Here is a 14,942-nt window from a genome sequence, read left to right as displayed (position 1 = left end):
GCTAGCTTAGTATTTCAAATACAATAATTTCATTGAAAATAAGGTATTTAGTTCTAAGCTTGCCAGTTAAGTTATTTCGAATAAGAGAGCCACTATGAAGCCGTATCTAGAGTTATGCCAACGTATTATTGATGAAGGGCAATGGGTTGAAAACAAACGTACGGGCGTTCGTTGTTTAACTGTAATTAATGCCGATCTTGAATATGATGTTGGTAATAATCAGTTCCCTTTGATTACGACTCGTAAGAGCTTTTATAAAGCGGCGATTGCTGAGCTACTGGGTTATTTGCGTGGTTATGATAATGCAGCACAATTTCGTGAAATTGGTTGCAACACATGGAATGCAAATGCGAATGAAAACCAAGCTTGGCTAAATAATCCCCATCGAAAAGGTGAGGACGATATGGGCCGTGTTTATGGAGTTCAAGGTCGCTCATGGCAACGCCCAGATGGCACCCATCTCGATCAACTTCGAAAAGTGGTTAATAACTTAAAAAATGGCATTGATGACCGTGCGGAAATTATCACCTTCTATAATCCAGGTGAATTTGAAATGGGGTGCCTACGTCCTTGTATGCACACTCATACATTTTCGCTGCTAGGCGATACGCTGCATCTAACATCATATCAGCGTAGCTGTGATGTTCCGCTCGGCTTGAATTTCAATCAAGTACAATGCTTTGTTTTACTTGCATTAATGGCTCGGATTACGGGTCATAAAGCAGGTAAGGCCTATCATAAAATTGTAAATGCACATATTTATGAAAATCAGTTACCGTTGATGAGAGATGTGCAACTAAAGCGTGAACCATTTCCTTCCCCTTCATTAACAATTAACCCAAAAATTAAAACGTTAGAAGATCTTGAAACATGGGTAACAACAGATGACTTCACACTTGATGGGTATCAGTGTCATGAAGCTATCAAGTATCCATTTACTGTTTAATTATTCTCTTTCATAACTATGGTGGCTTGAGATGATGAGCCACCATCAGTCCTATTCTTGAATACATATTTCTCCTCCTTAAGTTACTTACACTTTACCGGTGTGTTTTATTTTGTTTTTCCTTGAGTAAAAAAACTCCACTTTTTTGGATGCTTTCTATGATTTTGCGAAGCGTTTCGCAAATTGATTTGAACTTAAGCCAAGAGCGTCCACTTTTTTGGGAAGCACTATGTAAACAGAAAAACATTTACTCGTTATGTCCGTTTTTTTTAGCGAGATTCCTTCTCTATATACATGGAGGGGGTTTATGAAAATCAAACGGGATCAAACTCAGCTAGGTTTTACACTAATAGAGATATTAGTTGTGCTGTTTATTTGTTCTTTGACTGCTTTTTCGGGGCTGCATTCTTGGCAACAGCACATTGCTCAACAACGGCTCATTGATACTGCGAGGCAACTGACTGAGTTTATTTACCAGCATGTAAAAGAAGGAATTTACATGAATCGACAGCAAACTCTTTTCGTAAGACCAGGAAAAGCTGACTGGTGTATGTCCATCAAAGATTCAAATACACACCAAGAGGTAGGGAATGTTACATCTGATAAATTTCAGGGAATTGAACTGGCTAGCTCAACTCGTACTTCAGTCGAGTTATATGGGAAGCAAGGCACCAGCCGCGCATTTAGTTTTCAGTTAAAGAATAAAGATAGGGTTATTTCTATTTATATGTCTGCTTTAGGGCGAGTTAGAGCCTGTTCACACTTTGGTATGGCAGGGATACCTAAATGTTGACGCTGGCAAATTGCTTAAATAAGGCAAGGCAAAAGGGGTTCACATTAATTGAAATGTTGGTTGCAATGGTAATAAGTAGCCTTATTTGTCTCGCTGTTATGAATAGTATCCCTTCAATCTTTAAGCAAACTTACCGCGCTTATTTTCAATATCAAATAAATAGGGATGTTAGGCAGGTTTTACTTAATATGGAAAAGGACTTTAGGCGCATTGGTTATTGCCACAATTCTAGTTGTCAGGGAGAACCAATAATGATTAGCGCTAAATCGTTAAGTGAGGGAAAAAATACGTGTATCATTTTTGCCTATGACCAAGATTTATCAGGTGAGTGGGTGGATGTTAAGTCAAAAAAAAGAGAGACCGACTATTTTGGTTATCGGCTAAATAATGGAAAGTTAGAGTCAAACCGAAATGTTAGGGATTGTAGCGGAACACGTTGGCAGTCATTGTTCGATGCAAAATTGGTTACAGTAAAAAAATTAGCTTTTAATTGGATTGAAGATACTCAACTACTTGAAGTTATTATGAGTGTTGAAACAAGGTTATTAGCTGGACAGCTTTTTGAGTACAGAATCTCAGTAAAGCTTAGGAATTTATAATGGCAAAAATGGACAGCCAAAGAGGCAATATTGCTTTAGTGATGACAGTTGTTTTAATGACTATGAGTTTGTTATTAATGAGTTCTCTTCATTTTTTTCAACGTCGAGCTTTAGATGAGTGGCACAAAGAAACTAAATATTATCATACGTTTAACCGAGCGGAATCCGCGTTAGCGTGGGGTTTAACGCTATCTTGGGAAACAAATACAAAGAAAAAATGGGTTTGTCAGCAAGACGCAACACAGAATTGGAAAAGCTGCTTAAAGCCTTATGGTCGCTCAACTTCTATTTTATCAGGTCAAAGTTCTTATAAAGATGGTTTAGATATTAAAGTATATCAATGGGTTGAATGGGATCCTCTGAAGCAGAGAGTTACTCCCCGTAAGAATGGCTGGTTAGATTATTGTCCTGTTCAACAAAAAGGATTTTGTTTGTGAAAAGACAACAACAAGGGTTTGCATTAATAGAATCAATGATAGCTATGGTGGTTTTTGCTATCCTGCTTATCGCTTTGCTAAACTATACACAATATATCGTATTGAATTTTAATCAATTATATAAGAGTTCAATGGCTGTCAGGGAATTGCATAGTGCATTAGAAAAACAACGAATACTGGTCGATAAAATTTCGAAGACGGAAAGGTCTTTCATTGATACAGATTTACGATACTCTGTTGGAAAGATTGAGCAAAGTCACCGCTACCCAGCGGAGTTTTGCACTGAGTTGATGGTTTCATTACTTATTCCTAGGCAGCGGCTTTCGCTTAGCCGTTGGTATTGCTCAATAGGAGAGCGTCATGTTCCAAGTCTATCATTCTAACCAATTAGATTTGTTAAAAGAGCTCATTGCTCATTTAATGAAGAATGAGCCTTTATCTCACCCCTTTGAACAAGAAATCATCTTAGTGCAAAGCCCTGGAATGTCTCAGTGGTTACAGATTGAACTCGCAAAGCAATTTGGGATTGCCGCAAATATTAACTACCCGTTGCCAGCGACGTTTATATGGGACATGTTCAGACGTGTGCTACCTGAGATACCGAAAGAAAGTGCGTATACCAAACATGCAATGACATGGAAATTGATGACAATCTTACCCAAGGTTATTGATGATGATGAATTTGAGCCATTAAGACATTATCTACAACATGATACCGATAAACGAAAACTTCATCAGCTTGCGGGAAGGGTTGCAGACCTATTTGACCAATATCTAGTCTATCGGCCTCAATGGATTGAAAAATGGCAACAAAATGAGCTAATAGAAGGGCTTAGTACTAATCAGCTATGGCAGAAAAGGTTGTGGCTATGTCTTGTTGAATACTCAAATGAATTAAATCAATCACCTTGGCATCGAGCTAACTTATACGAAAATTTTATTGATAAGCTGAGAAGTACACCTTCTTTAGGGAAAATGCTTCCTAAGCGTATTTTTATTTGCGGAATTTCATCACTCCCACCTGTTTATCTTCAAGCGTTGAATGCCATTGCGGAACATACCGACATCCATTTAATGTTTACAAACCCTTGCCGTTATTATTGGGGGGATATTCAGAGCGCTTCTTTTTTAGCCAGATTGCAACAAAGGAAATTACGCCATTATCTTGATAAGCATGAGATATCGCGTTTTAAAATTGAAGAGCATGTAACTCATCTATTTAATGACGAGGGGGAGCAGGATGTTGTGAATCCGCTGCTGGCCTCGTGGGGAAAGCTTGGTCGAGATAATTTATATTTTATTTCTCAAATTGATACAGCGAATGAAATTTCTGCTTATGTTGATACAAATAGAGCGAGCCTGCTAGAAAATATTCAGCAAGATATTTTAGACCTTGAGGATCACGCCCAACTTGGGACGACAATAGAAAACTATAAGACAAGCCAAGGAAAAGGGCTAATACATAAAGGGGATAATTCTATTTCGTTCCATTTGTGTCATAGCGCCCAACGTGAAGTTGAGGTGTTGCAAGATCACCTGCTTTCTATTTTTGAAGAAGACCCATCATTAACACCAAGAGATGTCATTGTTATGGTGGCAGATATAGATAGCTACGCACCGTATATTCAAGCTGTTTTTGGTAATACAACATCTTCACATTATATCCCTTTTTCTATTTCTGACAGGAAAGCATTACAAGCTCATCCAATTTTGCAGGCATTTATCACATTGTTAGATTTGCCACAAAGTCGTTTTTCTACGGAACAAGTACTTAGTTTACTTGAGGTTAAGGCTTTTTCTCAGCATTTTGGGATTGATGAAAGTGAATTAAGTTTGCTACGACGTTGGGTGAACGAGTCAGGGATCCGCTGGGGGCTTGATGATGATAATGTACGTTCATTTGCTTTACCCGTTATAGGACAAAATACGTGGCAATTTGGTTTAAGCCGAATGCTATTGGGGTATGCTATGGATAGTAGAAATGGTCCATGGAATGGTATTTTGCCTTACGATGAGTGTAGTGGGTTGGCTGCTCAACTAGCAGGAAAATTGGCTTTATTAATTAATACATTAAGAGAATGGCGTGCCATATTAGCGCTAGAAAAAACGCTCAACGAATGGAAAGAGCTTTGTCAGCAAATTATTGATAGTTGTTTTATGGTTGATAGTGAAACTGAGCTCGTCTTAGCGCTTTTAACCGACCAATGGCATCAAATTATTGAAAATGCGATGGTATCAGGTTATGAAGAAGCGATTCCACTTCGTTTGATTAGGGACGAACTTTCCGTACGCTTTGATGATGAAAAAATTAGTCAGCGTTTCTTAGCAGGAGCCGTTAACTTTTGTACATTGATGCCAATGCGTTCTGTTCCATTTAAAGTCGTGTGTTTGCTGGGGATGAACGATGGAGCCTATCCACGTAGTATTCCACCATTGGGTTTTGATTTAATGGCAGAGAAGCCTGCAAGAGGGGATAGAAAGCGTCGAGATGATGACCGTTACCTCTTTTTAGAAGCGCTCAATTCAGCAAGTAAACAGCTGTATATTAGCTATATCGGGCTCTCAATTCGTGATAATCAACCATGCAATCCATCTGTCTTAGTGACGGAGCTACTCGATTATATTTGCCAAAGTTTCTGCTTAGAAGGTGATGAGTTCCTCAATATCGATGACAGTTCTAAGCGGCTAAGATCTCATCTGGTTACTCAACACAATCGAGTTCCTTTTGCGAAAGAAAACTATCTTCCTCAAGCCCCTTATCAAAGTTTTGCTAAAGAGTGGTTACCTGCAGCGAAGACGACAGAGAGTGTAGACACCTCTTTTTGCTCAGTTCTTCAAGATCCAGAAGAAAAAATTACGCATATTTCTTTAGAGCAGCTTTTACGTTTTTATCGTCATCCTATTCGTGCATTTTTCCAGCAACGTCTGAAAGTTCATTTCTCAATTGAAGATACCGAGCTCCCAGAGGAAGAACCTTTTATCCTTGGGCGGCTACAACGCTATAAAATTAACGACCAAATTTTAGATTTGCTGGTCAAAGAGGAAAGCCCTGATCCTTTTTATCATGCACTTAAAGCATCAGGGCAGCTGCCAGCGAAACAATTTGGTCAACTTTTTTGGGAGCAACAGCTTAACGAGATTATTCCATTAGCTGAAAAAATAAAAGATTATGAAGTTCAACCGTTTGATTATCCAATAGATTGCGAAATTGAAGGGATCAAATTGACAGGGCAACTTCAGAATGTGCACGAAGCAGGTATATTACGTTACCGTCCAGCTTATCTAACTGCGAATGATGGAATGCAGTTATGGATTGAGCATCTTCTTTTTAATGTTCAAGTTGGCGAAGGAGAGAGCATTGCATTGGGGCGCGATAACAGTATTTGGCAGTTTTCATCCATTGAAAAAGATGATGCATTAGGTTACTTAAAAAGCTTAGTAAAAGGTTATTGTGAAGGGTTAAACTCCCCATTAATTCTTTTAAACCAAAGTGGTTGGAGTTGGTTAAATGCATGTTTTGATAAAAAAACGAAGCAATATGATTTCGTTTCAGAGGATAACCAACAAAAAGCACTATCAGCCTTAATTCAAAGTCTCCAAGGGAGTTCGATGAAAAAAGGTGAGATGGAAGATGATTACGTGTTGAGGGCTTGTAGAAACTTGAATAGTACAATGATTCAATCGTTGTTACAGAATACTCAGTGTTTTTTACAGCCAATGACTAAATATTTAAAATAACGGGAGTGCATTATAGGATGCAATATTTATCCAAAAAAATCGCCCAACTATTCTTATTATTCATAGTATTAGGGTGTGGTAGTGCTATTGCCGCTCAACCATTATGGCAATTGTTACCTGAGACGATTAATAAGAGTGAGAGCGACCCTCGCGAGTATAAGGCAATAAAACTGAAGAACAATATGACGGTTTTATTGGTGTCTGATGCTAAAGCAACAAAATCATTAGCAGCCGTTTCTATACCAGTAGGAAGTATTGAAAATCCAGATAGCCAGCTAGGGTTAGCTCACTATTTAGAACATATGATACTGATGGGCTCTAAAAAATACCCAGAACCAAGTAGTTTTTCTGAATTCTTACAAAAACACGGCGGTAGCCATAATGCCAGTACTGCACCACACCGAACAGCATATTATTTTGAAGTGGAGAACGGCGCATTAAAAGAGGCGACTGACAGATTAGCTGATGCATTAGCAGAGCCGTTATTGGATCCTACTAATGCAGATAGAGAGCGTAATGCAGTTAATGCAGAATTAACGATGGCGCGTTCTCGCGATGGAATGCGTATATGGCAAGTACGTTCTGAAACACTAAACCCACAACATCCTAACTCTCGTTTTTCTGGCGGTAACTTAGATACATTAAAAGATAAGCCTAACAGTAAATTACAGGATGAACTTGTTGGTTTTTATAAACATTATTATTCAGCGAATTTGATGAATGGTGTTCTTTATGGTGATCAATCAATTGAATCTCTTGCCAATATAGCGCAAGAAACGTTTGGTCGTATTCCTAATTTTAATGCCAGTGTTCCTGCCATTAATACTCAAGCGGTTACGGATAAAGAAAAAGGCATTATTATTCATTACGTGCCAGCGCAGCCACAAAAAGCGATTCAAATTGAATTTAGTATTAAAAACAATATGGCGGATTTTCGCAGTAAAAGTGATAGCTATATTAGTTACCTACTTGGGAATCGTAGCCCTGGAACATTAGCTGACTGGTTAATTTCGCAGGGTTTAGCTGAAGGAATAAGTGCATCAGCATCACCAAACGCGGATAGAAATTATGGTTCTTTCTCTATTTATGTCACTTTAACGGATAAGGGGTTACAGGAGCGAGACCAGATAATCGCCGCTATTTTCTCCTATATAGATTTAATCAAAAATGATGGCATAAGCAAAAGCTATTTTGATGAAATTGCAAAAGTGCTTAACTTATCTTTCCGCTATGGTTCGGTTGTTAGGGATATGAACTACATCGAATGGTTGTCTGACCAAATGATCGATGTTCCTGTTAATCATGTGCTTGATTCTGATTATATTGCAGATAAATATGATCCAGCAGCCATTAAGCAACGTCTATCCGAGTTGACTGCAAAAAATGCAAGAATCTGGTTTATTAGCCCTGATGAACCAAGCAATAAAAAAGCGTATTTTGTTGAAGCGCCTTATCAAGTTGATCAGATCACGCAAAAACAGTTTGAAAATTGGGATAGTTTAGAGTCTAAAATGCACTTTAAACTGCCAGCATTAAACCCTTACATTGCGGATAAACTAACCTTAATTAAACCAGAAAAAGCCTATAAACACCCTGAGTTTATTTACCAAAATGGAAATACTCGTGTGTTATATATGCCAAGCCAATATTTTGCTGATGAACCTAAAGCAAATATCACATTGTCTTTACGTACAAAGCAAGGTAATCAGAGTGCGAAAGACCAAGTAACAGGGGCATTACTGCAATATATTTCGTCATTAAAAATGGATGAGCTGCAATATCAAGCATCCGTTGCGGGTATGTCTGTTTCTGTTTCACAAGATGTTGGTTTACAGCTTAATGCGAGTGGTTATACGCAACATTTACCAGAACTCTTTCTATCAATGACTAAGCTGTATTTAAGCTTTGAGCCAACAGAGCAAGAGTTAGCACAGGCAAAATCTTGGTATAAGGAACAAATAGCTGTTGCAAATAATGCTAAAGCTTATGAATTGGCAATGCAGCCTCTTCAGCGCATTAATAGCGTACCTTACTTTGAACAAGAGCAGCGTCTTGCTGAGTTGCAGAACATATCGTTAGGTGACTTGACTCGTTATCGTCAGCTATTGGTGAAAAGCGCAGCATTACAAGCACTCGTTTTCGGTAACATGAGTGAGTCGCAAAGTATCAAAACAATTCAGGATGCTCAAAAGTTATTACATAGTGAGGGGACTGAATGGTGGCGTGGTGATGTGGTTGTTATTGATAAAAACTATTTAGCTGACTTCCATAAACAAGGGAATAGTACCGATAACGCACTAGCTGAAATCTTTGTTCCAGATGGCTATAGTCGCATAGATGGCGCAGTGCTGTCAGGTATTTTAGCGAAGGTTATTCAGCCTTGGTTTTATGATCAATTAAGGACTAATGAACAGCTAGGTTATGCGGTATTTGCATTTAAATCTGGCTTAGGTGACCAGTGGGGAATGGGCTTTTTATTACAAAGTAATGCCAAGACACCCGATTACCTTAACACGCGCTATCAAGCGTTTTATGCTCAGGCATTAGATAAACTTAAAAAGCTGCCAGTTGAAGAGTTTAGTCAGTATAAACAATCAATTATTACTGAAATGAACCAGCCACCGCAGACATTTTATGAAGAGCTTGGGCGTTATTCATCAGACTTCTCACGTAATATTTTTAGTTTTGACACCCGTGAGAAAGTTTTGTTGGCCTTAGGGGCTGCAACGAAAGAGCAAGTCATTGAATATTACGAAAATGCAGTCATTAAGCGAAAAGGGCTAGCATTAACATCTCAAGTCATTGGTCAAGGTGCGGATGCGAAGTCTGGTTTTGCTCAACTGAAAGATTGGGTATTTTACCCAACAGCTTCAGAGTTACAAAAGATTTTGCCAATAAAGGAAGATGCTGAGTGAATAAAGTGCAGGTAGAGTCCCAACTATTAAATGTATTTTCTTTACCATTACGTGGACAAAGATTAATAGAAGCTTCTGCGGGAACAGGGAAGACATATACTATTGGTATACTCTATCTGCGGCTTTTATTAGGTCTAGGGGGGGGAAATGCGTTCCCTAGACCGCTTAGTGTTGAAGAAATATTGGTGGTGACATTCACCGAGGCTGCAACAAATGAATTACGTGGACGAATACGTCAGCGAATTCATGAAATGCGTTTGGTTTGCTTAAGAAATGGCGTTGGCTTTGAATCTCAACCTGAATATTTGGAGTTGCTTGGTGAGCTTTCGGGTGAAGAACAATTAAAGTTTGCACAAGAGTGGTTATTGGCGGCTGAACGGCAAATGGATGAGGCTGCTATTTATACTATCCATGGGTTTTGCCAAAGGATGCTAGTGCATAATGCATTTGAATCTGGTGTACTCTTTGAACAAACAATGATCCAAGATGAATTTCCAATTCAAAAGCAAGCCTGTGCAGACTTTTGGCGACGCCATTTTTACCCGCTTGATTACTCAATGACTAAAGTCGTGCAGTCCGAATGGAATGGCCCTGAGTCTCTTTTAGCTGAAATAAGGCCTTTCTTACAAGGAGATATGCCGCTTATTATTAATCAGCCTAGGGTTCAAGAGTCTTTGGAGGAGCGGCATCAACGCATAATTTCCCTGATTGAATCGGTGAAACTATCTTGGCGAGAAAATGCAGGGGATTTTGAAAAACTCATTACAGGCTCTGATGTTGATAAACGAAGTTACAGTTCTCGTTTTTTACCCGGTTGGTTAACCAAAATAGGCCAGTGGGCGGAAGAAATCACCCAAGATTATGATCTTCCAAAAGATCTTGTTCGTTTTTCTCAAACGGTATTACATGAAAAATCAAAAAGTGGGCAGGGCCCTGAGCATGCGGTTTTTCAGCAAATTGAGGTGTTACTCACTCAATCACTCACGTTGAAAGATATTGTGATCCCATTAGCGATTTCAGAAGTTAGGCAAACTATTGCTGATGAAAAACATCGTCGCGGAGAAATGGGGTTCGATGACCTTTTAACGCGTTTAGACCGTGCGCTGAGTCATGATGGCGGTAAGTTTTTAGCACAGACGATTAGCCAACGTTTTCCTGTTGCAATGATTGATGAGTTTCAAGATACAGATGCACAGCAATACCGTATTTTTCGGCGAATTTATCAAGGTGTTGATGATACAGCTCTTTTATTTATTGGTGATCCGAAACAAGCCATCTATGCTTTTCGTGGCGCAGATATTTTTACCTATATTGAAGCGAAAAAAGAAGTTAGCGCTCACTACACATTAGAAACCAACTATCGCTCATCACAGAGTATGGTTGAAGCCATAAATCGTGTATTTAGCCATTGCCAATCGCCTTTTATTTTTGAACAAATTCCATTCCAGCCCGTTAACTTTGCACAACAAAATGTAGGGAAAAAACTGGTCAACAGAGGTAATGAGGTCAAGGCTCTCACTTTTTGGCAGTTAGATGCAGAAGCGGTCTCTGTTTCTGAATATGAACATGGAATGGCGAAACAATGTGCAGCGCAAATTGCACAATACCTGCAAGGTGGGCTCGAAGGTAAAACATACTTCGTGAATAATGAACAACAGGTTTCAGTTTCCGCTTCAGATATTACTGTATTGGTGCGCAGCCGCCGTGAAGCAGTATTAATTAGAGATGCCTTAAATCAGCTAAATATTCCTTCAGTTTTTCAATCAAATAGGGAAAGTGTATTTTCAACACCTGAAGCGAGGGATTTATTGTGGCTGCTACAGGCAGTATTGACACCTGAAAAAGAGCGCGTGCTACGAAGTGCATTAGCAACAGGGATTTTAGGGCTAACCGCGAAAGAGATTGATGAACTCAACCATGATGAGAAAGCATGGGAAAATCTCGTTGATGAATTTTCTCGCTATTCTACCGTCTGGCAAAAACGAGGTGTATTGCCAATGTTGAGAATGATAATGTCACAGCGCCATATTGCTGAAACATTATTATCTTCAATTGATGGTGAAAGGCGTTTGATGGATGTTATGCATATCGGTGAGTTATTGCAGGAAATGTCAGTTCAACTTGAAGGTGAGCACACACTAACTCGCTGGTTAGCACAACAAATTGCTCATCCCGATCATCAATCGGACGCACAGCAGATGCGCTTGGAAAGCGATAAGCACCTTGTTCAAATTAGTACAATCCACAAATCAAAAGGCCTTGAATATAAAATTGTGTGGTTACCTTTCGCTAGCAATTTCTTACCGCAATCTAAAGGCTTATATCATGATAGGAATGATTATGGTACGAGGTTAGATTTAGAAGATAGTGAAGAAACCGTTATTTTAGCAGATGAAGAACGTTTAGCTGAAGATCTCCGTTTGCTGTATGTAGCATTAACTCGTGCAATTTATCACTGTAGCGTCGGTATTGCTCCGTTAATAAAGGGAAACAGAAAGAAAAGTGGTGAAACGGATTTACATTTATCAGCCCTTGGCTACGTTATCCAAAAAGGAGAGCCAGGTGATCATCTGCTGCTAAATAATATGTTAAATGAGATTGGCAATGAGATTATTGACGTTATTCCTATTGGTCAGTTTGAACCTGAAAGACTTGTGTTAGACAAAGAAACTCATGGCGATTTAATGGCGAGGGAACTAACTCGTTACTTTGACGATCACTGGCGGGTAACCAGCTATTCAGGGCTTAGTTATGGTGCTAGCCATGTAGAAGATGAGCAAACAGTTTCTCCATTACAGTTTGCAAACTCATTGGCACCTAAAATGGATGTCGAAGCGAGTGTTGATATCGAACAACAAGAAGATGAAATCGATAACATCTTAACGCCTCATCAGTTTCCTAAAGGCGCATCACCTGGAACTTTTTTGCATACCTTGATGGAGGAAATTGGCTTTAGCGAGCCAGTTTTACTCGAGTGGTTAACTGAAAAGCTTGAAGGTTCGGGGTTTGATGTTAAATGGGCGCCCATGTTGCAAGAATGGTTAAAAGCAATCGTAGATGCTCCCCTTTCTGACGATGGGCTTTGTTTATCCGTATTGCCGTTACAAGATCAGCTTGATGAAATGCAGTTTTATTTGCCCATTGACGCCATCATTAATGCGAAAAGCTTAGATAACGTAACGCATCGCTATGATCCGTTATCTAAACGATGTCCGCCATTAAATTTTGAAAAAGTGCAGGGGATTTTAAAAGGCTTTATCGATTTAACTTTTTATTGGAATGGAAAATTCTATTTACTTGATTATAAATCGAATTACCTTGGTGAAGATGCTTCATTCTACACGCAAGAGGCGATGGCTGAAGCAATGATTGATCACCGCTATGATTTACAATATCAATTGTATTCCTTGGCGCTACATCGCTATTTAAAACAGCGCTTACCTGACTACGATTACGAAACGCATTTTGGTGGTGTGTATTATCTCTTTTTAAGAGGAATTAATAACGTTAATTCACAGAATGGCATTTTCTTTTATCGCCCAGAAAAAGCGTTTATTCAAGCTATCGAGCAACTGTTTAGCGATACACCCGATAAGGAGGTATGCTAATGAAATCTCTTTTTAATCGAGGGATTGAAGAGCGAGTTTTTACGCCTTTAGATGTGCAATTTGCTTACAGTATTGCTGATGAAAACAATCCCATTTTATTGGTTGTTGCTGCGCTTTTGAGTGCGGAAACCATGACAGGACATGTGTGTTTAGCATTATCCGACGTGACATTGGATAATCTATTTTCAGGGCGTCATCAAGAGCTTGCAAATGATTTTTGGCAAAGAATGGGGCAGCCTGACAAAAAAACACTTTATCAAGCTGTGCAAAATGCGCATGCGGTCTCTTTAACATCAGAAAATAGCCTCTCCCCGTTATTGCTTTCGGGGGATTATTTATATTTTCAACGTATGTGGCAGTATGAGCAGTGTGTTGCTCATTTTTTCTCTAACAGGTCAGTGAAAAATAGTCAGAATCAACAAATTCAAACCGTGTTAGATACTCTCTTTCCTATTTCAGAAAGTATTGATTGGCAAAAGATTGCAGCGGCAGTTGCAGTAACCAGTCAAGTTTCCATTATTTCAGGGGGGCCAGGTACGGGAAAAACCACGACAGTTGCCCGCATACTGGCTGCTTTAATTAAGCTGGAAACGCAAAAGGAGAATCAGTTAAAGATTGAGCTGGCGGCTCCAACAGGGAAAGCAGCGGCAAGGTTAACGGAATCCCTTGGTAATGCGATGAAAGGCATGCCTCTGACTGAAAAAGAGCGTGAAATTTTGCCAAATCAAGCAAAGACGTTGCATCGATTATTAGGGGCTCAACCAGAAAGTCAACAATTTCGCTTTAATCGCAATAATTTATTGTCATTGGATGTCTTAATTATCGATGAAGCATCGATGGTTGATTTACCGATGATGGCAAAATTGATTGAGGCGCTACCTGAACAGGCAAAATTGATATTTCTGGGTGATAAAGACCAGCTTGCATCAGTAGAAGCAGGAGCGGTACTCGGAGATATCTGCCAGTTTGCAGATATTGGCTATAGCCCTGAAAGAGCGAAGCAATTGGCGGAAATTACAGGTTATTCACTAGGTGAATACTCGTCAGTTGAAGGCCCTGTTATTCGTGATAGTTTGTGCTTATTACGCAAAAGTTATCGTTTTTCAGCACAATCAGGTATTGGGCAACTCGCTTTTGCTGTTAACGATGGTAATTCCGTTCGGGCTCAGAAGCTGTTAAACCAAGGGGTAGTGGATGTGCATAATTATGTACAAGAGACCGCAGATGATTATGTGAAAATTTTATTTGATGCTTCAGCTTGCTATGAAGATTACTTACTTGCAGTAAAAGCAAATAAAACGCCCGAAGAAATTTTATCTAAGTTTAATCAATATCGGTTGTTAACCGCGCTAAGAGAAGGGCCTTTTGGTGTCGTTGGGCTAAACGATAAACTAGAAAAGCTACTTCATCGTCAAGGGCTAATCAATCGGCCTTATAACCATTTGAATAAACATTATGCAGGTCGGCCTATAATGATCAGCCGTAATGATAGCCCATTAGGGCTTTTTAATGGCGATATTGGCATTATTTTGCCTGATGAAGAAGGCGCGCTTAGAGCTTATTTTCAGTTTCCTGATGGGAGCATTCGCGGAGTTCAGCCAAATCGACTTCCTTCACATGAAACCGCTTATGTGATGACGGTTCATAAATCACAAGGTTCGGAATTTACTCATACCGCATTCGTTCTGCCCCAATTATATTCACCCGTTATTACTCGAGAATTGGTATACACCGCAATCACTCGAGCAAAAAAAGAACTTTCCCTTTATAGCAATCCGAAGATATTACGTCGGGCAATCGAAACACCAACAAAACGCCGTAGTGGGCTAACGAGACAGTTAGTGTAACCATGACAAGTGATAGTATAGGTAATAAAACCACTTAACTTGTTAATAATAATGATTTA

Annotated in this window: 9 protein-coding genes; all 9 read left to right on the top strand. The window is 39.3% G+C overall.

The window, feature by feature from the left end:
• Nucleotides 1-94 precede the first annotated feature (94 nt).
• The 9 genes from KDJ85_RS02920 to recD all read left to right on the top strand — a co-directional run bounded on the left by KDJ85_RS02920 (nt 95) and on the right by recD (nt 14,883).
• Nucleotides 95-946: a thymidylate synthase gene (locus KDJ85_RS02920; protein WP_225818407.1), complete on the top strand. Its 852-nt coding sequence runs from the start codon at nt 95-97 to the stop codon at nt 944-946.
• Between the two features lie 307 nt (nt 947-1,253).
• Entirely contained in the window at nt 1,254-1,739 is a 486-nt protein-coding gene (locus KDJ85_RS02915; RefSeq protein ID WP_225818406.1) for a prepilin-type N-terminal cleavage/methylation domain-containing protein, read from the top strand.
• Nucleotides 1,733-2,338, top strand: coding sequence for a prepilin peptidase-dependent protein (locus KDJ85_RS02910; RefSeq protein ID WP_225818405.1), 606 nt, complete (start codon nt 1,733-1,735; stop codon nt 2,336-2,338). The genes KDJ85_RS02915 and KDJ85_RS02910 overlap by 7 nt, the downstream gene beginning before the upstream one ends.
• Nucleotides 2,338-2,775, top strand: a complete 438-nt coding sequence (locus KDJ85_RS02905; RefSeq protein ID WP_225818404.1) for a YgdB family protein — start codon at nt 2,338-2,340, stop codon at nt 2,773-2,775. The genes KDJ85_RS02910 and KDJ85_RS02905 overlap by 1 nt, the downstream gene beginning before the upstream one ends.
• Nucleotides 2,772-3,158 carry a type IV pilus modification PilV family protein gene (locus KDJ85_RS02900; RefSeq protein WP_225818403.1) on the top strand — a complete coding sequence of 129 codons (387 nt, stop codon included), beginning with the start codon at nt 2,772-2,774 and terminating at the stop codon, nt 3,156-3,158. Before KDJ85_RS02905 ends, KDJ85_RS02900 begins: the two co-directional genes overlap by 4 nt.
• Nucleotides 3,136-6,513: an exodeoxyribonuclease V subunit gamma gene (gene recC, locus KDJ85_RS02895; protein WP_225818402.1), complete on the top strand. Its 3,378-nt coding sequence runs from the start codon at nt 3,136-3,138 to the stop codon at nt 6,511-6,513. The genes KDJ85_RS02900 and recC overlap by 23 nt, the downstream gene beginning before the upstream one ends.
• A 17-nt stretch (nt 6,514-6,530) precedes the next feature.
• The gene (gene ptrA, locus KDJ85_RS02890) at nt 6,531-9,428 is read left to right on the top strand and encodes a pitrilysin (RefSeq protein WP_225818401.1); all 2,898 of its coding nucleotides are present in this window, start codon (nt 6,531-6,533) and stop codon (nt 9,426-9,428) included.
• Nucleotides 9,425-13,036 (top strand): exodeoxyribonuclease V subunit beta, encoded by a 3,612-nt coding sequence (recB, locus tag KDJ85_RS02885; protein ID WP_225818400.1) that lies wholly within the window; start codon nt 9,425-9,427, stop codon nt 13,034-13,036. The genes ptrA and recB overlap by 4 nt, the downstream gene beginning before the upstream one ends.
• Complete coding sequence (gene recD / locus KDJ85_RS02880) at nt 13,036-14,883, top strand: exodeoxyribonuclease V subunit alpha (RefSeq protein WP_225818399.1); 1,848 nt, start codon at nt 13,036-13,038, stop codon at nt 14,881-14,883. Before recB ends, recD begins: the two co-directional genes overlap by 1 nt.
• Nucleotides 14,884-14,942 lie beyond the last annotated feature (59 nt).

It is taken from the genome of Providencia vermicola (genome assembly GCF_020381325.1).
GTDB classification, from domain to species: Bacteria; Pseudomonadota; Gammaproteobacteria; order Enterobacterales; family Enterobacteriaceae; genus Providencia; species Providencia vermicola.
The sequence above is the reverse complement of the archived record's forward strand: the minus strand, read 5'-3'. Positions and strand labels throughout refer to the sequence as shown.